Consider the following 19970-nt stretch of genomic DNA (forward strand, 5'->3'; position numbering starts at 1 on the left):
TCACCCTTTACTATATTGTTTTTTCATCCATTGTGTAGCATCTTGCTGCCAATCCTCTCGAAGTACTTCTAAGTTTTCAAAAGAAGCAACTTTGCCATCTTTTAATAGAAGTAATCCATCTAGAATTGGTTCCACTTCATGTAGTTCATGTGTTGACAGAAGAATGGTTTGATTGTTACCATCTAAAAACTTTATCAATCCCTTTATTAAAACTTCCCTTACCATCGGATCAAGTCCAGAAAAAGGTTCATCCATCAAATAAACGGAAACATTTCGGCCTAATGTAGCTGCCATTTTAATGCGTCCTCTTTGCCCTTTAGACATCTTCTTCATTTTCTTGTCGATTTCAACCTGTAAGAATAACGCAATTTCCTCAGCTTTTTGTTTTGAAAAGTCATTAAATTGGGATTGATAGAAAGAAAAAATATCATCACCAGTTAAATGAGGATAGAATTCATCGATATCTGGCAAATAGGCTATTTCTTTAGCACTTTGATGTGTTATTACCTGTCCACCTAACTCTATTTTTCCTTTAGTAGGGTTTTTAACACCTGCTAACAAACGTAGTAAAGTAGATTTACCACACCCATTTTCACCGATTAGGCCAATAATCTTACCTTCGGGCAACGTAAACGTAACATCTTCAAGTACAACTTTTTTGCCATATTGATACTTCACTTGTTGGACAGAAATCATTTATTTTCCTCTCCTTGTTTTTGAAGTTGTTCCATTATTTCTTTTTTCGTAAATCCAAATTCCTCAATACTATGAAAAAATTGCTCAACTATTTTTTCTTTCATCTGCTCTCTTAAATGATCCACCTTGTTCCTGTCATTAGTTATATACGTTCCTTGCCCTCGTTTAGTTTCAGTTAATTCCATTTGTTCCAGCTCCTTGTATACTCTTTGAACTGTATTAACATTCACACCAACTTCTAACGCATACTCACGTACAGATGGCATTTTATCTCCTAATCTCCTATTTCCACGTATTATATCTCCACAAATTTTTTCTACAAGTTGTGTGTAAATAGGTTTGTCTCTTGAAAAATCCACTGTCATTCTGTAACCACCTTTTTACACCATTTAACGCTGACAATAATCATTAAAACAGATATGAATATATTTAATAGATCCTCACGCCAATATAAGTCATCAACCAATAAAGTAGCATCGTATACCTGAACAATGGGATCAATAAAGTTGTCAATATATCCTCCTGATTTCTTACCAGTTAAAAATAATTTGCTATATAATGCTGAACTTGTTATTTTGACCAAGCCATAAACAATCCCAAAAAGTATTATCAACACTGTAAAAATGGAAAGTTTCCCTATCCATTTTTTCATCTTTACATAACACGAAAACATTAATAGCGTTAAAGGTAAGAGACTGAATAAGAAACTTATAGAAAAGAAAATCATTCCAATAATAAATTCCAATTGCGCTAGTAACGAGAAATCACTTTCGGTAGAAGCAACAATAACTGCCTCAATAGACATAATCAGTGTCAAAATTATACTTGTTAAAAGACTAAAGAAACCCTTTGCCCCTATTAACTCATAAAATGGTGCTGGGGTATGTAACCAAATATCAACACGTTGAAGTTCATGTTTGAGATTTGTGAAAAATTGGAAACATACGATAAGAAAAGAAAGAATGCATACTATTATCGCCATTATAAAAATGGTACTGTCTTGATTTATAGATGCATCTATATATTTTTTTATTAAAACAGGAATGCCTACAGTTACTCCTATACAAATAATACATGTGGATAATAACCACTTATAATATGTTTGCCACTCCCGAATGAATAATCCCCAAAATCTTCTCATACTCTAGCCTCTTCCGTTATAGTGTACTATTTAGATAGTACACTAAGACAACTGTAATTTCAACCAATAATTAGAAATTATTTTCAAACCTAATTATTTTGTACTGAAAAGGGCATGACAACTGGTTAAAAAACAACTTACCACATCTCTTCACTAATTCATCATTTCTTTTTCACACTTCATTCACAAATGCAGCTTTAAGGTGTGACTTTTATCACATCGAAAGCGCTTTATATTTTATATCATGAATTCGAGCAATAAAAGAAAGCCTTAAATAAAGGAGAGGATATTATGGCTAACAAACACGAACCAGAAGAAAACTTAAAAGGCACTCTTTACCTAGTCACTGGTGTAGGTATAATAATCGTTGCCATTTGGGCTGCATGCTTTGGTCTATTTCTTGATCGCTTTTAAACTGAAAGAAAGAAGGGAAAACTATGCATCTTCATAAGTATGAAAAATATTGGTTAACATTCGGTGTTGGATCCCTAATCGTTTTTTTATTGATTACTGGTATTATGGCATTTCATAATGGGAGCCATCCACCGAGTGCAAAGAATACGATTAATCACGAAAAGGTTGATGAAATCGCACCATTCAACAAACCAGGTGTACATAAAGTATCTGGAAAGGATTGGGATTACGAAGTAGTAGTTGTGGCCTCTGCTTTCTATTACAATCCACCTGAATTAGAAGTACCTGTAGGATCCAAAGTAAAGTTTATTGCTACCTCTAAAGACGTTGTTCACGGTTTTGAGATTTCAGGAACAAACGTTAACATGATGCTAGAACCTGGTTACATTTCAGAATACACCACAACAGTAGATAAAACTGGTGAGTACTTAATCGTATGTAATGAGTATTGTGGTGTTGGTCATGCTCAAATGCACTCTATGCTTAAGGTGGTGGATAAAAAATGAGTCAAACAACAATCGATCAATCTAAAGTAATTAAAGAAAATGTAACAGTTTCAAGAAAAATGGCAAATAAAACTGCGGAAATTTTAAAAGTAGATCCTAAAGATGCTAAACTTTCAATGGCTCATATTTTTGTAGCTTTTATCGCTCTGTTATTAGGTGGTACAGCTGGTCTCTTACAAGTTTTAGTACGTTCAGGCCATTTCGAATTACCTTGGGGCATTGGTTATTATCAAGTATTAACCGTTCATGGTGTTTTACTAGGGTTGATCTTAACGACATTCTTTATCTATGGTTTCCAAATTGCAGGAGTTAGTCGTACTTCTGGTACATTAACGCCAAAACAAAGATTAATATGTTGGATAGGCTTCTGGACAATGACAATTGGTACTGCAATGTCAGCTACTATGGTCCTTTTAAATGAAGCATCTGTTCTTTATACATTTTATGCTCCACTTCAAGCACACTGGATTTTCTATTTAGGTTTAGCACTTGTTGTAGTAGGGTCTTGGATTGGTGGTCTAGGTCAAGCGCTTCGATGGATGCAATGGCGTAAAGAAAATCCAAACCAAACATCTCCACTTCTATCATTTATGGTTGTTTGTAATAATTTAATGTGGTTTGTAGCTACAATTGGCGTTGCCGTTGAAGTTTTATTCCAATTATTACCTTGGTCACTCGGCCTAGTTGAACGTATTGATATATTGTTATCACGTACACTATTCTGGTCATTTGGTCATGCATTAGTATACTTCTGGTTGTTACCTGCATACATGGTTTGGTATGTTGTCGTTCCTAAAGTTATCGGTGGTAAAATCTTCTCCGATGCATTAGCTCGTTTATCATTTATCATGTTTGTTATTTTCTCAATTCCAGTTGGTCTACATCACCAATTAACTGAACCAGGTGTTGACGGATCATGGAAGTTCTTACAAGTTGTTTTAACAATGATGGTTGTTATACCATCACTTTTAACTGCATTCTCTTTATTTGCCTCTTTTGAATTAAGAGGTCGTGAACTTGGCGGTAAAGGTTTATTTAGTTGGTTTAAAAAATTACCTTGGGGCGATGCTCGATTCTTCGCACCGTTTATGGGTATGTTAATCTTCATCCCTGGTGGTGCTGGTGGTATTGTTAATGCTTCTCACCAAATGAACCAACTGATTCATAACACAATCTGGGTAACAGGGCATTTCCATTTAACAGTTGCAACTGCAGTAGTTTTAACTTTCTTTGGCGCAACTTATTGGTTAGTCCCTCACCTAACAGGACGTACATTAACAAAACAATTAAATCAACTTGGTATTATTCAAGCCATTATTTGGGCTTTAGGTATGACAATAATGTCTAGTTCTATGCATATTGAAGGTTTACTAGGCGCACCTCGTCGTTCAGCATTCTCTGATTACGGCGGTGCTGAAATTGCTAAAACTTGGGCTTCCTATCAAGTGGCACAAGCTGTTGGTGGTACATTATTATTCATCGGGATTATCATCTTCTTATTCATCTTTGTAAAACTTTGCTGGTTTGCACCTAAAGGTGAAGAAGAATTCCCTATCGGAACAGTAGCAGAAAATGCTGAAAAAACACCAGCGATTTTAGAAAACTTTAAAATTTGGATTGTTATTTTAGTAGCATTAATCTTAATCGCTTATACTTTCCCAATCTACGATATAATTCAAAATTCTCCTTTAGGTTCTAAAGGTTATAAGCTTTGGTAATTTAAAAATTCCCCCAAAAAAGATCCGCTTCTCAAATGAGAATGCGGATCTTTTTATAATTATTATAGTTATTTATATTCTTGTGCTGGGACAGCAAATATAGGCTCTATTTGATCTTTATATTGTGCTTCGTTTTCATTTAATAATATGTGAATATCGCCAAAATCATTTGATGTACGAATAAGTCTTCCCATACCTTGCTGTATTCGTAATAACATAAACGGAAGATCTACATCTCGGAAAGAATCTTCTGCAAATGCGCGTTTAGCATCAAATAATGGATCATTTGGTGGGAATGGCAAATCAAAAATAATCACACGAGTTAGCGCTTCTTCTGGCAAATCTAAACCTTCCCATAAATGGTAGGAACAAAGCACTTGTAATTTACCTTCTTGGAAATCTCGGACAATCGATGATAATTCTCGATCTCCTTCAAAGCCCATTTTAGATTTAAAGGATTCATGGACATGCTCTTTAAAGCTTAGCATGGCTTGTTTTGATTTAAATAAGATTAAGGTTTGCTTTTCTTCTTCTAGCAATTTCTCAACTCTTTGTATCTTTTCCGATTGTTTTAAATAATGTAAGAATATCTGCATGGCTTCTTCATAATCAAATGGAGATGAAACAGAGAAGGATTGATATTCTTTAATTCCTAAGCTGCCTGCGATATAACTGAAATCTTTATTGATTGATAAAGTTGCTGATGAGAATATATATGGAATTTTTTTAGAAAATACTTTTTCCTCTAATACTTCTGTAATAAGGCGTGGCATAATTACTAAAGTTTCTTCTCCATCCGTTTCTTCTAACCAATCAATAGCGTCACCTTGTGCTACAAAAATTCGTAAAGCAGCTTCATATTGTTCTAAAAATTCTTCGGCCATACGTAATTCGTATTCTGGAATTACGTATAATTCGGATTCAAACACAAATTCTTCTAGTAAAGTTTCAACTGTTTCAATTATCTTTTTGCCTAATTTAATAAGCATTGGTGATTTTTTTATACGTTTTCTATCTTCATCTGATTCAATCACATCATCTCGTAACTGATCAAAGAACAATTCGTGTCCATCTTGTAATTGTTCCATTGTAATGAGGGTCTTTTCACGTAAACCATCCACCATTAAGTGATCAAGTAATTGTACAATTGTGTAGTCTTGTACTTTATAAGTCATAGCTTTTTGCGCAGCATATTCCAATAAGTGTCCTTCATCTAAAACAATCATAGATACTTCTGGAAGTAATGCTAATTGACCTTCACGCTCACGTGACTCTTTTGTTGCAATGTGTTCCATTAAGAAGTCTTGAGAACAAATGATTAAGTCTGTAGATTTACGATAATGCGCTCGGTGAAGAGTTTGTCCACAACGATTTCGAAGATCGCAGACAGAACATTGTTGAATCGCATTATAATTTACTAGGTTCCATTCTTCATCACTAATATTAGGATAATCACTATGTTGACCATACAACCCTAAAGTACCTTGTCCAAATACACCATCTGGAATTGTTTCTGCAATATCATCTAAATATTCACCATCAGAAAATTTTTCAGCTTCTTCATAACGTTTTAAACATAAATATTGATCTCTAGATTTTGCTAATCGAACGTCAATATTTAAATCTAATAATTCTTGCAATTTATTTATATCGCCGCCCTCTTTTACGAGCTGGTCGATTAATGTTTCATCTGCACAGGCAACTAACGCTGGTTTCCCTGTATAACGCGCATATGCTATTGCCGGTAAGAGATATGCAATTGTCTTTCCAGTCCCTACGCCTGCTTCAGCAAACAGTACAGATTTTTCTTTTAATACTTTTTCAATTTGAAATGCCATGAAAATTTGCTCATCACGACATTCTAAACCTTTTTCAGGTAGTTCATCGTACAAAATATCGCCAATCCAGTCTCCTAGTGAATCAAAGAAAGACTTATCTTTGGATAAGGCAAATGGTATTGATTGTCTCATTCAAATTCCCCTCTCATACAGACAACGAAACGGAAGGGGTTCCCCCCTCCCGTCTAATACATATTCAAAAATGATTCTATAATATTATAGACAAGTTTATGTCAATATAAAATATGTTTTTTAAGTACTAAATAGTAATATATTTTATATTTTTTGATTAATCGTGTTTTGGAGTACGTTTTCCCCAAAATTGATAATAATCAGTTTTGATAAATCCATTAAAGAGCTTACGTTTTTTCGTAGCTTTTTTACCATATAAAGCTTCAAAATTTTCCATTGATGATAGCATATATACGGACCAAGAAGGATATTTGCTCATCATCATGCCCATATCACGAATCATTTTCTCTAGTACTTCTTTATCACCAATACGTTCACCATAAGGTGGGTTACCTACCATAACACCATCAGTAAGATTAGTGGTAAAATCCGTCACCTGCATTTGCTTCCATGATATCAAATCAGCAAATCCTGCTTCACGCGCATTTTCTTTTGCAATTTCAACCATTCGATGATCAATGTCTGAACCGAAAATTTGAAGAGGCTGATCGTAATTTGCTAAATCTTCTACTTCCATACGTACTTCGTCCCAAATTTTTTGTTTCATCCATGGCCAGTCTTCACTTATAAAATCACGATTATAGCCTGGTGCCATATTTTGCCCAATCATAGCAGCTTCTAATGCAATTGTACCTGAACCACAGAATGGATCCACAAATGGACGGTTAGGATGCCATTTTGAGATGAGTACGAGGGCAGCAGCCAACGTTTCTTTTAATGGTGCCTCACCTTGGTTCAAACGATAACCACGTTTATGAAGGCCGGCTCCACTCGTATCAATTGTTAAAGTTGCTACATCTTTTAAAATAGATACTTCAATTTTATATTTTGGACCTGTTTCTTCTAAGAACCCAAGTCGTTTATAGTAATATTTCATACGTTCCACAATTGCCTTTTTGGTTATTGCTTGACAGTCTGGTACGCTAAATAATTTTGACTTAACTGATTTACCTGTAACGGGAAATTCAGCGTCTACTGGTAAATACTTTTCCCATTCGATTGCTCGAACACCTTCAAATAGCTGTTCAAATGTTTTGGCGGGAAATTTGCCTGCAACAATTTTTACACGGTCTGCTACTCGTAACCATAAATTTGTTTTAGCAATATCTTTTTCATCACCTTCGAAATAGACTTTGCCATTTTCAGTATGTGTTGTATAGCCTAAAGATTTTAACTCATCCGCTACAATAGATTCTAAGCCCATTGCTGCTGTCGCTACTAATTGATATTTTGTCATACTTATTTCCCTTCTAACTCTAATTCCCAAAATTCAAGAAACTCCATAAACTCTTTCAATGGAAGAGGTCTTGAATAATAATATCCTTGAATCATATCACAATCTAATTTCCCGAGCAATTTTACTTGCTCGCGTTGTTCTACACCTTCTGCAATTACTTTCATTTTTAGACGATGAGCCATTTGAATAATCGCATCTACAACTGCTTGTTTATCGTTTAATGAACAAATTTGCTGAATAAAGCTTCTATCGATTTTCAAATAGTCCAACGGGAATTGTACTAAATAACTAAGTGATGAATAGCCAGTGCCAAAATCATCTACCGATAGTTTAAATCCCATTTGCTTTAATGTTATCAGCTTTAGAATCGTTTCTCTTTCATTTTCCATAATAGTTCGCTCTGTTAGTTCTAGCTCAAACTTTCTAGCTGGTAGGTTATTTTTCTCTAAGATTTTTTCTATTGAATGAATAAAATTCTGTTGATGAAAATGAATACTTGAAATATTAATTGCTATTGGTAAATTCCTGAAACCTTTTCTTTCAAGCGTATGAGCATCAGTACAAGCACATTCTAAAATACACTCACTGATTGGGATTATTAGCCCTGTCTCTTCAGCATAAGAAATGAATTCTGATGGAGGTACATTGCCAAGTCTTTCATTCTTCCATCTTACAAGAGCTTCAACTCCGATAATACGATGCTCCCTTATATCTATTTTAGGCTGATAGTAGAGCTCAAAACAATTATCTTTAATAGCCATTCTTAACTCTTGGTCTAACAATAAAGCACGTTTTACATCTGTCTTTAACTCATCAAAATAAAATACAAATTGATTTTTACCATTATCTTTAGCATAATACATTGCTTTATCAGCTTTATTTACTAAGATCTCCGTTTCCAATCCATCATGTGGATAAATACTAATACCTATACTTGCAGAAATATATATTTTTTGACCTTCAATTAAAAAAGGCTTTTCTAATAATTCAACTAGCTTTTTCCCATAATAAACAGCTTCACGAGAATCATGTATATCTGTAAATGTAATAACGAATTCGTCTCCACCATACCGAGCTAAAATATCTTTATTTTTAAGTAATGTTTGGATTCGCTTCGTCACTTCTATTAATAACTGATCACCAATTACATGGCCTAATGTATCATTCACTTGTTTAAATCTATCTAAATCAATGAAAAAGACTGCATGTTGATAATTATGGCTTTTAGAAGAATTCAATAAAACATTCATACGTTCACTATAGGCAAAACGATTTGAAACACCAGTCAGAGAATCTGTCATTGCACGTTTTTTCAGTTCACTTTCTATCTCTTTTTCATCTGATAGATCTGAAAATACACCACAATAACCTATTATTCTATCAGTTTCATCGTGAATGCTCATAATTTTTAGCCATTCAGGATAAATATCACCTGTTTTTCTTCGGTTCCAAATTTCCCCTTGCCATTCACCATTATGAGTTATTTCACTCCACATATTCTTATAAAATTCTATTCCTTGAACACCTGATCTTAATACATCTGGTTTTTTACCAACAACCTCTTCCTTTTTGTAACCCGTTACAAATTCAAAAGCAGGATTCACATCGATAATTTTGCTATTTATATCTGTAATCATTACGCCTTCGGAAATAGCCTCGAGAATTTTTGGTGTTATGTATTCGCAATTGTTAATTGTACTTGACATCTTACGAGTTTCTTGAAAATCTTTACTAATATTCATAGATTTATCACCATATCCTAAAAGAAAAGCTCTCCAAAAAAATGGAGAGCCTGTCTATTCGAGTTTAGCATCATTAAAAGAACGTAAGCCATGTTTTGTGCCCTAGTACTATAACGGCTCTCGCCTCGTACTACTGGGTAGTAATCATCTATCTACAAAAGCGTTAAAACACTTTTGTCTCTCCATCCATTCATTTCCTTCAGGAGAACGCCCCTACCATAATTTGGGTTGCTCACTCGCGGGGTTTACCTCGTTCCACTTATTACGTTTCCGTAATAACTTCGTCACTGTGGCACTTTCATAGAGTTTCAACCATATCCCAAATGAGACTTAGGTTTTCCTCTCGCCGTCAGCCATTAGACTGCCTTAGCTTATTTATTCACTAAGCACGAACACTACGGTCATCTCAGAACCGTGCGAGCATGGACTTTCCTCAACAACGTCAAGCGTTGCAGCGATTACTTGTTCTTTTATGATGACTTGATTATTATATGCCTATTATTCATTAATTTCAAGGGGTTAATAGTTATTAAATGAATTTTAATAAAAAATTTCTTGACATACGTAACAAATCACTTCAAAACTTTGCTTCTATTTACTATTAATCGTAAAGTTTGTCGCCAAATACATGCTTCTCTAAATTGGCAATTCGTTTTAGAATATCAAAGTTTGTATTATTTGTATACGCTGAAGATGTTGATTGGCGTCTTGGTTCAGTCGTTGTTGCTTGTAGTTGAACTTGTTTCAATTCATTTTTCAATGCATCAACCTCTTGTTGTTTTTTCGCTAATGCTTTCTCAAAAGATTCATAATCTTGGATAATAATATCTAGAAATTGATCTACTTCATCCTGACTATAACCTCTAATTCCTGTTTTAAAATCTTTATCTAATATCGTCTTTGCAGATAATTTAATGTCCATTTCCATCTTCCTTCCATATATATATATATGTCTTATAATTATAGCACATTTCGCTCTAGTCTATCTCTGTTACTTCCATTGTTAGCAAAGTTATTCATTTCCCAGGTGATGATATTTTTCTTTCGTTTCTAACTATTCTTTTTTCTATCTCACGTAACTTCTTGAATTTTATTTCATCGTTCCATATTATGCTATTTTCCACAAGTTTATAAGCATGTTGGCTATAATAAATTGCCTGTTCATAATTTTTATTTCGATGCTCATCAATTTTAGCTAGTTCAATCAAAGCAATAATTTTTTGTCTTTCTTTAATGAATGGAATAGCGCTTTTAAATGATAAATAAGCTTGTTCAAAAAGCTGTTGCTTTTTTTGTTGAAATGCAAGATGGTAATATGCATATCCTGCTTCATCACTCTTATATAGCTTTGTAACATTTTTTAATAATTCACTACTTTTTTCAGTTTCAGCTAAATCCCCATACCATTTTCCAATATTCGTATAAGTGGTAGCGGATTCTTTTTTAATATCTTCACACAATAGTTTTGTAGTTTGTATATAAAGTGTTATTAATGACAACAAATCGTATTCATTATGTTCAAGTACCTTTAATAATGTAGAAGGATTTCCATTCTTAACAGCATCTAAATAGATAATAGGCGCAAGATAACCCGGTATATCACCTATTCTATGAAAGCCTAATTTTTCTTCCTCTACTTGAGAAAGTTTCATACGAGATAGATCATCTTTCCATATCCGCTTAGAACCATGTAGTAGGTCGATTTGCTTTTGTTCAGGCAATTTAGGCAAATCTTTTCTATGCAAAGTAAAACGAGTTTGTAATTGTGGCCAATCAAAGCTTTTGCCATTGTATGTAACAATTGTCTTATTGGCTTGCCATAATTTTGACTCCCATAAGAAAGCTACTTCATGGCTGGGATCTGCTAGAACATATTGTTTTAATACAAAACCACCTGGCTCTGCTTCTAATATACCATTCAAAAAAATCTGTGTGCCTACACCTTTTAATCCCGTCGTTTCCGTATCGTAAAAAACTAAGTTGTTATCATTCTCTAGTGCTAACGGATGTTTTTGCTCTGTATTATTCCATAATTGAAATGCATTATATAGTTCACCTAAATAAAAATCACCATGCTTATAATTAGTTGAATAATGCTTTTCAAGCAAAAATACAATTCCAAATTTATTATCAATTCTTTTTAACCCTGCATCTTCCCATTGTTTCGCATATGTCGGTACATCAGGTTTTTTGAATACTTTTTCAGCATTTTGTTCTGATTCTGGCTTTTTTTTTCGCATTTTCTTCATTTGAAGAATTTTATTTTCATATGACATTTAATCATCCAACTCTGCTAATAATATTGTCTTTAAGAAAGTTAAAACCTGTTTTTTTCCTTCAGCACTAATATCTTGAGCTCCAATACAAGAAGGACATCCATTTTGACATGGACAACTTTTAACATGTTCATAAACATGGTGTAAAAGCTCATCCCATAGATCATAAATGCGTTCGCTCAATCCTATTCCGCCTGGATAACGATCATAAACAAAAAAAGTAGGTTTTTCAGAATGTGTTGCTTTTACTTGAGGAACTACATGAACATCACTACGATCACTTTGTAATAATAGTGGAATAAAGCTATTCATAGCATATGCTACCCCTGTCATAGCTCCTGTCAAATCATCTTCTTTCCAATTTTCAGGCTGGTCAAAAGATAACCATGTACCACTTGTATGTAGTTCTTCAGGAGGTAAATGTATAGGTCCACTTCCGATATTATCATGCGTTCCAAAACGTATTTTTTTGAAAATAGTGGCAGTAGCTAGTGTCATTAAATCTCCAAACGCAACTTCAGCATGCCCAATTTGTCTACTCTTATCTTCACTGATTACTTTCAACTCTACAGCTAAATTGGCATCTGTAAAATAGTCCACATCCACTTCACGTACATATGCTTTTTTTTCATCCCAGTCTAATTTTTCTACCTGAAATTGCGTTCCTTGATGTAAATAGATAGCTTCTTCATGGAGCAATGTCAATGCACTGTAACGATCCATTTCACCAATAACTTTCGTTTGTGCAGGGATAGATTGATCAATAATCACAACGTTTTCTTGCGAAGCTGATCTAAGGCTTATATCGTGTGCTGGAAAACTATCACTCATCCAATGCCACTTTTCTGAAGTCTTTATAAGAATACCCTCTTCTTGTAGATATTCTAACAAATCTTGCACTTCAAATTCTCCATAAGTGTCATTTACAGAAAACGGTAATTCAAAAGCAGCACATTTTAAATGATCCATCAGTATTAACATATTGTCTGGATATACCCTTGCTTCTTCAGGGGTACTTTCAAATAAATAATATGGATGTTTAATAATATATTGGTCCAAAGCCGTAGATTGGGCAACATAAATGATTAATGCGTCATCTTGTCTTCTTCCCGCGCGTCCCGCTTGCTGCCATGCACTTGCAATATTACCAGGATACCCTGTCATAATACATGCTTGCAATTGACCAATGTCTACCCCCAATTCTAGCGCATTGGTCGAAACAACACATTGTATAGTACCATCTCTTAATCCTTTTTCAATTTTCCGTCTCTCAGATGGTAGATATCCTCCTCGATACCCTCGGATTGTCTCATCTTGAATTTTCTTTGCAGTCAAAGATTTCATATAAGTAACTAGCATTTCAACACGAACCCGACTTTTCGCGAAAATAATCGTTTGGATATTAGAGTTATACAAATCTCTCGCTAAATCCCGCACTTCTAAAATGGCACTTCTACGAACGCCAAAAGTTGGATGGATAATCGGAGGATTATAAAACAAAAATGTTTTCTTGCCAGTTGGTGCTCCATTTTGCGAAATCAATTGATGCTGCGTATTGGTCAAGGTCTCTGCTAATTCCTTAGGGTTTTTAATCGTAGCAGATGTACAAATAAAAATTGGATGACTCCCATAAAAATGACAAATTCGAAGAAGACGTCTAAGTACATGTGCTACATGTGAACCAAATACTCCCTTATACGTATGCAATTCATCTATCACAATATACTGTAAATTTTCAAATAGTGAGACCCATTTTGTATGATGCGGTAATATGCCTGAATGCAACATATCTGGATTAGTCATCACAATATGACCTGCTTTGCGGACCTTTTGTCGAATTCCAGGTGCAGTATCTCCATCATATGTATAACTTAAAATTTCTTCACCACTATCTTCGATTAAATTATTTAAATCGCTTTTTTGATCTTGAGCAAGCGCTTTCGTTGGAAATAAATATAAAGCTCTCGATGCTTTATTTTCCAAAATGGCTTGAAGTACCGGTAAATGATAACAAAGTGATTTTCCTGACGCAGTAGGTGTTACAGCAGTAAAAGATTGGCCATTAATAGCATATTCAAAAGCTTCTCTCTGATGGGAATATAATTGATCTATCCCTCTCTTATGCAATGCTTTTACTAATGAAGGATGTAATTTACTAGGAAAGTCAACTAATTTAGCTGGTTTAGGTGGTATAGTATGAACATATTCAACTCTATCTTGCATTTCGGGATTGGCTTGCCATTCTTGTAAAAGTTCTTCGATGGTTTTCTTTTTACTAATCATCTAAATCATCCTTTTGTAAAATACGTTGCAAACTTTCTAATGTATATGTAACTGATTGAATCGATTGATATAATCTTTTTTTACTTGTTTTCTGATAAAAAGATTGCACAACAAACTGATCCATTGCATCGACAGCATTTCGAATTTGTGTTTTATGCATATACTTTGGCTTTTCTTGATCAATCCAAGTTTCTATTTCCTTTTGCCAGGTGATCAATTTTTGATGATACAAATCTGCATGTGGCTTTACATCTATAAAAAAATCTGGAGATGTGTCAGTTTCTCTCATTTTCAAAAATCGTTGCCAACATTCTTTACATTCATCTAATAACTCGTCTGTTAATGTTTGTAACATTATACACACCTCCAAAATATATTTTCCTCTACTATTTTAAGTGTATCAAAAAAGTTGTTATTTCACTACTTTAAAGCGAACAAATATTCTTTTTGTTCTTCAATCAATTCAAGGCGGTTTGCAACGTATCTCATATTTCTTTCAAGTGTTTTATTATACATTTCTTCCTCATGGTTTACTCTGTTTTCTAATAGTTTATCCACCATATCAATTAAAGTAATAAGCTTATCTATTCTTTGCATCTTCATCGCCTCCCTGCTGTTAACTTTCAAGATATAAAAAACAAATCCTTTATAGTGGACAAAACAAGTGGAGATTCGACGATAATAGTAATTTTTTTTAACATTTTCTAATGGAATTCTCATCATATAACCTATAAGGTTTATGGTATTATAGAATGCAGATGAGGTGTTTTTATGACTATTCGTTATCCAAATGGGAAGAAATATTCGCCAACCCAAAAACTAGAGGTAAAACTTCCGAAAAAGAAGGACTTATCTTATAGTAATCGTGGGAGAACTCTTGAAGAAGAAATAGATGAAACCAATGATTTCTATCGACAAAGGAATATTGCTGTAATTCATAAGAAACCTGTTCCTATTCAAATCGTCAAAGTAGAGTACCCATCGAGAAGCGCCGCTGTCATTCGTGAAGCATATTTTCGAACACCATCCACTACCGACTACAATGGTGTTTATAATGGCTACTACATTGACTTTGATGCAAAGGAAACAGAAAATAAAACATCTTTTCCTTTAAAAAATGTCCATCCCCATCAAGTCTCTCATATGGAGTCTTCTGCAAAGCAGAAGGGAATATGCTTCTTATTAGTACGTTTTTCTTCCTTAGAGCGCTATTTTGTAGTACCTTTGGAAATGCTATTAAAAGCATGGAATCGAATGCTTGAAGGTGGTAGAAAATCAATTCCTTTGAGTGAATTCGAGGAACAAGCTATAGAAATAAAACTAGGACTTGTTCCAAAATTAGATTATTTAAAAGCAATCACACAATTGCTACCATAACTTGATCGTAGTTATGAGAAAGTGAGGAGAATGTTGTGGATCAACAAATAAATTCTCGTAGGCAACGAAAGCAACTAGAAGAACAACAGAGAAAGCGACATACAAAGAAGAAAGGACCAAAAGGCCCCAAAGGACCTAATCGTTCATGGATTAAGAAAATTATCATTGCTATCTTAGCAATTGGTATAGCAATGTTTGCAATAGGTGGTGGAGTGTTTGCATTCTATGCAGCGCAAGCACCTAAATTAGATGAAGAATTATTAAAAGACCCAGTATCATCAAAATTCTTTGATAATAATGGCAAAGTATTTTATACAATGGGCGATCAAGAACGTGAACATGTAGCATACGAAGATATACCAACTAGTATGCGTGATGCAATTATCGCAACTGAAGATTCACGTTTTTTCCAACATCATGGTATCGACTTTGTCCGTTTAGGTGGTGCAGTGTTAGCTAATTTCCGTTTTGGATTTGGCTCACAAGGTGGTAGTACTTTAACACAACAAGTTATTAAAAACTCATTTTTAAATAATGGGAAAACATTAAAACGTAAGGCTCAAGAAGCATATTTAGCCGTACAACTAGAACGAGAATATTCAAAAGAAGAGATTTTCGAAATGTACTTTAACAAAGTATTAATGTCCGGTCGTATCTATGGTTTTGGAACAGCTGCTAAATTCTTTTATGGTAAAAATTTAAAAGACTTAACTTTAGCTCAACAAGCACTTTTAGCAGGGATGCCACAAGCACCTAATGCTTATAATCCATTTAAAAATCCAGATCGTGCAGAAAAACGTCGTAATATCGTTTTAGGTTTAATGTATCAACATAAAAAAATTACAAAAGAGCAAATGGAAGCTGCTAAAAAAGTTGATGTAGCAGAAGGTCTACTTCCTGAAAACAAAAGAAAAACTGCCTCTTCTTCTAAGTACGATGCATTTATCGACGTTGTCTTAAAAGAATTAGAAGAAAATGGGGATGAAAAAGCATTAGCGGATGGTGTGAATGTATATACAACATTAGATACATCAGCACAAAAAATTGTTGAAAAAACGATGAATAATGATGCTAATTTCCCTACAAAAGATATTCAAGCAGGCTTATCTGTTATTGATACAGAAACAGGCGCTATTGTAGCTGTCGGTGGCGGACGTGATTACGGCCCTGAACGTGGATTTAACTATGCAGAAGCGTTAACAAATCGTCAACCAGGTTCTACGATGAAACCGTTAATGGATTATGGTCCTGCAATTGAAAATCTAAAATGGTCTACAGGCCAAACAATCGTTGATGAGCCAATGACTTACACAGGAACAAACCAACAAATTAATAACTTTGACCATCAATACAAAGGAACAATTACAATTCGACAAGCATTATATAACTCACGTAATATTCCTGCTGTTAAAACATTTAAAGAAGTTGGTGCTGATAAAGCTAAATCTTTTGTTAAGAACCTTGGTATTAACGCAAGTAACGTCACTGAATCTGATGCAATTGGTGGAGGTAAAATCAACCTTTCTCCTATTGAAATGGCTGGTGCTTATGCTGCATTTGGTAATAATGGTATTTATACTAAACCTCATGCGATTAAGAAAATTGTCTATCGTGATGGTAAAACAGCTAAATCGTATACACCAGATCCAGTACCTGCAATGAGTGATTACACAGCATATATGGTAACAGATATGTTGCGAGATGTAGTAAGCTCTAAATTCGGGGCTTCTGGTACTGCGGCAGGTATCGCTGGATTAGATGTTGCTGGTAAAACCGGTACAACCAACTATAGTTCAGATGATTTTAGTAAGTGGGGTCTCCCTGAGTCATCTGTACCAGATTCTTGGTTTGCAGGATACACATCTAAATATTCAATCGCTGTATGGAGTGGATACACTAATTATAAAAATCCAATTACAACAAGTGCCGAACGTGTTCTACCACAACAACTATTCAGAACCGTTATGTCCCAAATTTCAGCAAATACAGAAACGCCTGATTTCACTCAACCAAACTCAGTTGTAAGAGTTGGAAGTGAATTGTATGTAAAAGGTCAACAACCGGTTACAACAAAACCAGAAGAAACAACAGATGAAGAACAAAAAGTAAATGCTCCATCTGGATTAAAGGCAACATATGATGCTAATTCAAATGCCATTAATCTAACTTGGTCACATGAAGCGACTAACGACGAAAAAGCTAATTTTAAAATTTCAGTCTCAGTTGATGGTGGAGGTTCACAAGCTTTAACTGAAACATCTTCAAATTCTTACACGTATAGTGGTGCCGAAAGCGGAAAGACATATGTATTCTCCGTTGTAGCAATTGCTGGTGGTAAGACAAGTAGCGCGGCAACAACGTCGATTCAGATCCAAGCATCTGAGCCTGAACCTGAACCTGAACCTGACGTAACAGAACCTGATCAAACGGAGACACCAACTACACCAGATCAATCAGAAACGCCAACTACACCTTCTGAAGGTAATGACCAAGATAATACGAATACAGATCAAAATGATCAAACAACAGAAAATTCAAATCAACAAAATAATCAATCGAATAACGGGAATGGGAATGGAAAAAATAAAGCAAATCTAAATAGCATAAAAAGAAATTCCTCTCCCGAAGAACTAGAAAGTCAACAATAGCTTCTTAAGATAATATTAGGCTGTCAACAAGTATAGGTAAAACTTGTTGACAGCCTTTTTAATTATTGCAATTACATCATATGATGAAAAAAAGGCAGAATCATGAGGAAATGATTCTGCCTTAACATATATCATATTGGTTAATGTTTTAAACGCAATCTTGCACATCTTTTTTTCGTTTCTATAAATAATTCATCCAACTGTCTATAACATGCATATTGACTCGGACGGGACTTGATAAACGATAATCTTTCTATTGCATTGATCGGTAAGATTTCGTAATCCTCATTTTCTACTAAATAATCTTGTCCATTAGATGCTTTTATAATAAAAGATTCATAAAGTTGTATTCCTTTATTCATCATATCTCCAGCTTTACCATCTCGAGCTGTATGTGAATGATGAATCTCTTGTTTTAATGATTCCCATTTAATAATCCACTCATCAACGAGCTCTTTTAATATGGCTTCTTTTTTGCACTCAATCATCTATTTCACAAGACCTTTCTTCGCTCTCTTTTGTCCTTCCCTACATATTTCAAATAAAGGACATTCACTACAGTTTGGATTTTGTGCTTTACAATGATAACGACCAAAGAAAATTAATTGGTGGTGAGTTTTAGACCACTTTTCTTTTGGCGTTTTTCTCATCACAGTATTTTCAACTTCTAATACACTATCTTTCCATTTGCAAAGCCCTAATCGTTTCGTAACACGTTCTACATGTGTATCAACTGCTAATGCAGGATGTCCAAATGCAACAGATAAAACGACATTAGCTGTTTTACGGCCTACACCAGGTAAAGTTACTAATTCCTCACGTGAATCTGGAATAATACCGTTATATTCGTCTAATAAACGTTGGCAAAGTTTTTGTATATTTTTCGCTTTACTACGATATAAACCAATTGAGCGAATATCTTGTTCGAGTTCTTCTAAAGAGACAGCTAAATAATCTTCAGGCGTTTTATATTTTTTAAACAATGTAGCGGTAACTTTATTGACAAGTACATCGGTACACTGTGCCGACAGCAAAGTCGCAATTGTTAATTCGAACGGATTTTCATGGACTAATTCACAATGAGCATCCGGAAACATTTCTTCCATTTTTTCTAGACAATATTCCCACTGCTTAATTGTTAACATTTAAATCCACCTCTCACTTATGACGATCTAGCCAGTTATAAAAAGGGACATTACTTGCTGGTGGCTTTTGTTCTGTCTCTTTTTTTGCGGACTTCTGTTCAACAGTTTTAGGAATAATATTTTTTCGGAAATTCTTGCTTTGTTTTTCAACATCTTCTAAAGTTTTTACATTATTCTTCTTCCATTCAAAAAGAATACGGTCGATATACCTTAAACTTAGCTTCTGAGACAAAACGGCTTCTTTTAATGCATGACGAATAATTTCAGGAGAATGACCATCTTGATCAAGCCACATGGAAATCATTTCAGTTTCCATAGGAGATAGGAACCTTCCGAATTCTTGTTCAAATAATTGAAATAACTGTCCTTCTTTTAACTTTGTTACTTCATTTTGATCAGTATCTCTTTTTACAAGAACAATATCCAGAAGTCTACTCCATAAAGGCATTAGGGTAATCACTTCATAAAGTACACCATTGTCATCTAACTTTTGATGAATTTCCATGAAACCCTTTTGCATAAGTCTTTGCATACTTGTAGAGATCATATCTTCAGTCATATTCATACGTTGAGCTATATTAGCAGGTGTAGGGAATTCATTTCCTTCTTCATGAAATGCATACAAATGCATAATTAGCATCGCTTCTACATCTGAGATTTGCAATTCCTTATAAAACTGAAAAAAAAGCTGAGAAATATTAACACTTCCCCGCTCTATCCAAGTTTGGAGACGCTCTGCTTCTTTCATATCATCGAA

General features: G+C 34.4%; 19 protein-coding genes and 1 other RNA gene. 5 read left to right on the forward strand and 15 right to left on the reverse strand.

Annotated elements, in window-relative coordinates:
* From D1606_RS07360 to D1606_RS07370, 3 genes are read right to left on the reverse strand one after another with little or no spacing between them, the layout of a single operon-like run.
* Nucleotides 1-696 (reverse strand): ATP-binding cassette domain-containing protein, encoded by a 696-nt coding sequence (locus D1606_RS07360; RefSeq protein ID WP_119415361.1) that lies wholly within the window; start codon nt 694-696, stop codon nt 1-3.
* Nucleotides 693-1061 carry a GntR family transcriptional regulator gene (locus tag D1606_RS07365; protein ID WP_119415362.1) on the reverse strand — a complete coding sequence of 123 codons (369 nt, stop codon included), beginning with the start codon at nt 1059-1061 and terminating at the stop codon, nt 693-695. The genes D1606_RS07360 and D1606_RS07365 overlap by 4 nt, the downstream gene beginning before the upstream one ends.
* Nucleotides 1058-1837 (reverse strand): hypothetical protein, encoded by a 780-nt coding sequence (locus D1606_RS07370; RefSeq protein ID WP_119415363.1) that lies wholly within the window; start codon nt 1835-1837, stop codon nt 1058-1060. The genes D1606_RS07365 and D1606_RS07370 overlap by 4 nt, the downstream gene beginning before the upstream one ends.
* A 291-nt stretch (nt 1838-2128) precedes the next feature.
* Here D1606_RS07370 and D1606_RS19195 point away from each other — a divergent pair, with 291 nt between their 5' ends.
* From D1606_RS19195 to D1606_RS07380, 3 genes are read left to right on the forward strand one after another with little or no spacing between them, the layout of a single operon-like run.
* Nucleotides 2129-2251 (forward strand): hypothetical protein, encoded by a 123-nt coding sequence (locus tag D1606_RS19195; protein WP_255416305.1) that lies wholly within the window; start codon nt 2129-2131, stop codon nt 2249-2251.
* 23 nt (nt 2252-2274) lie between these two features.
* Complete coding sequence (locus D1606_RS07375; protein ID WP_119415364.1) at nt 2275-2757, forward strand: cytochrome c oxidase subunit II; 483 nt, start codon at nt 2275-2277, stop codon at nt 2755-2757.
* Nucleotides 2758-2816: 59 nt separating this feature from the next.
* The gene (locus D1606_RS07380; protein ID WP_119415400.1) at nt 2817-4475 is read left to right on the forward strand and encodes a b(o/a)3-type cytochrome-c oxidase subunit 1; all 1659 of its coding nucleotides are present in this window, start codon (nt 2817-2819) and stop codon (nt 4473-4475) included.
* Nucleotides 4476-4543: 68 nt separating this feature from the next.
* Here D1606_RS07380 and D1606_RS07385 read toward each other — a convergent pair whose 3' ends face one another.
* From D1606_RS07385 to D1606_RS18705, 9 genes are all read right to left on the reverse strand, one after another.
* Entirely contained in the window at nt 4544-6445 is a 1902-nt protein-coding gene (locus D1606_RS07385; RefSeq protein WP_119415365.1) for an ATP-dependent DNA helicase, read from the reverse strand.
* 157 nt (nt 6446-6602) lie between these two features.
* Nucleotides 6603-7742, reverse strand: a complete 1140-nt coding sequence (locus D1606_RS07390; RefSeq protein WP_119415366.1) for a THUMP domain-containing class I SAM-dependent RNA methyltransferase — start codon at nt 7740-7742, stop codon at nt 6603-6605.
* 2 nt (nt 7743-7744) lie between these two features.
* Nucleotides 7745-9484: a putative bifunctional diguanylate cyclase/phosphodiesterase gene (locus D1606_RS07395; RefSeq protein ID WP_119415367.1), complete on the reverse strand. Its 1740-nt coding sequence runs from the start codon at nt 9482-9484 to the stop codon at nt 7745-7747.
* Between the two features lie 80 nt (nt 9485-9564).
* Nucleotides 9565-9954: RNase P RNA component class B (gene rnpB / locus D1606_RS07400), an RNA gene on the reverse strand.
* 131 nt (nt 9955-10085) lie between these two features.
* A complete protein-coding gene (gene gpsB / locus D1606_RS07405) occupies nt 10086-10412 on the reverse strand; it encodes a cell division regulator GpsB (protein WP_233548046.1) in 327 nt (108 codons plus the stop codon).
* 88 nt (nt 10413-10500) lie between these two features.
* Nucleotides 10501-11760, reverse strand: coding sequence for a ribonuclease H-like domain-containing protein (locus D1606_RS07410; protein WP_119415369.1), 1260 nt, complete (start codon nt 11758-11760; stop codon nt 10501-10503).
* The gene (locus D1606_RS07415) at nt 11761-14043 is read right to left on the reverse strand and encodes a DEAD/DEAH box helicase (RefSeq protein WP_119415370.1); all 2283 of its coding nucleotides are present in this window, start codon (nt 14041-14043) and stop codon (nt 11761-11763) included. It lies immediately after the preceding gene.
* Nucleotides 14036-14398, reverse strand: a complete 363-nt coding sequence (locus D1606_RS07420; RefSeq protein WP_367269415.1) for a YppE family protein — start codon at nt 14396-14398, stop codon at nt 14036-14038. The genes D1606_RS07415 and D1606_RS07420 overlap by 8 nt, the downstream gene beginning before the upstream one ends.
* A 65-nt stretch (nt 14399-14463) precedes the next feature.
* On the reverse strand, nt 14464-14640 hold the full coding sequence (locus D1606_RS18705) for a hypothetical protein (RefSeq protein WP_158582333.1): 177 nt from the start codon (nt 14638-14640) through the stop codon (nt 14464-14466).
* 174 nt (nt 14641-14814) lie between these two features.
* On the opposite strand from D1606_RS18705, the gene recU reads away from it, so the two are divergent.
* A complete protein-coding gene (gene recU / locus D1606_RS07425; RefSeq protein ID WP_119415371.1) occupies nt 14815-15420 on the forward strand; it encodes a Holliday junction resolvase RecU in 606 nt (201 codons plus the stop codon).
* 35 nt (nt 15421-15455) lie between these two features.
* Entirely contained in the window at nt 15456-18068 is a 2613-nt protein-coding gene (locus D1606_RS07430; protein WP_119415372.1) for a PBP1A family penicillin-binding protein, read from the forward strand.
* A 140-nt stretch (nt 18069-18208) separates the two neighbouring features.
* Here the strand turns inward: D1606_RS07430 and D1606_RS07435 are convergent, their stop codons facing one another.
* The 3 genes from D1606_RS07435 to D1606_RS07445 are packed head-to-tail and all read right to left on the reverse strand — an operon-like array spanning nt 18209 to nt 19961.
* The gene (locus tag D1606_RS07435) at nt 18209-18556 is read right to left on the reverse strand and encodes a YpoC family protein (RefSeq protein WP_119415373.1); all 348 of its coding nucleotides are present in this window, start codon (nt 18554-18556) and stop codon (nt 18209-18211) included.
* A complete protein-coding gene (nth, locus tag D1606_RS07440) occupies nt 18557-19213 on the reverse strand; it encodes an endonuclease III (protein WP_119415374.1) in 657 nt (218 codons plus the stop codon). It lies immediately after the preceding gene.
* A gap of 13 nt (nt 19214-19226) precedes the next feature.
* The gene (locus D1606_RS07445; protein ID WP_119415375.1) at nt 19227-19961 is read right to left on the reverse strand and encodes a DnaD domain-containing protein; all 735 of its coding nucleotides are present in this window, start codon (nt 19959-19961) and stop codon (nt 19227-19229) included.
* Nucleotides 19962-19970: the final 9 nt, after the last annotated feature.

Source organism: Rummeliibacillus sp. POC4 (genome assembly GCF_003576525.1).
Classification (GTDB): domain Bacteria; phylum Bacillota; class Bacilli; order Bacillales_A; family Planococcaceae; genus Rummeliibacillus.